The following is a 262-nucleotide window of genomic DNA, read 5'->3' as shown; positions in this document are numbered from 1 at the left end:
GTTTCCTCGACAATCCAACCACCATCCTTGTACGTTCTATACGAAAACAATACCAAAAAAGAGGGAGTAGAACAAATAATCGAAATCATTATGCAAATAACAAGACAGCCCTATCAGATAAAAGATAGGGCTGTTGGCTCACGAATGATGGAAGGCTTACTTTAAGATTTCCGGCAGTGGTACGGATTTAACCGGAGTGATTGTAGAGATTGCAGCTTTGAAAAAGAGACTTTGCTTACCTTGTGATTGCATCGTGACCGTA

The 262-nt window shown here is 40.5% G+C and carries 1 protein-coding gene; it reads right to left on the bottom strand.

From position 1 onward, the window contains the following. Positions 1-156 precede the first annotated feature (156 nt). Positions 157-252, bottom strand: a complete 96-nt coding sequence (locus SB773_RS32675; RefSeq protein WP_410594550.1) for a hypothetical protein — start codon at positions 250-252, stop codon at positions 157-159. Positions 253-262 lie beyond the last annotated feature (10 nt).

This window comes from Bacillus sp. SIMBA_074, from assembly GCF_046534555.1.
Taxonomy (GTDB): domain Bacteria; phylum Bacillota; class Bacilli; order Bacillales; family Bacillaceae_G; genus Bacillus_A; species Bacillus_A mycoides.
This window is presented reverse-complemented; position numbering and strand designations above follow the sequence as displayed.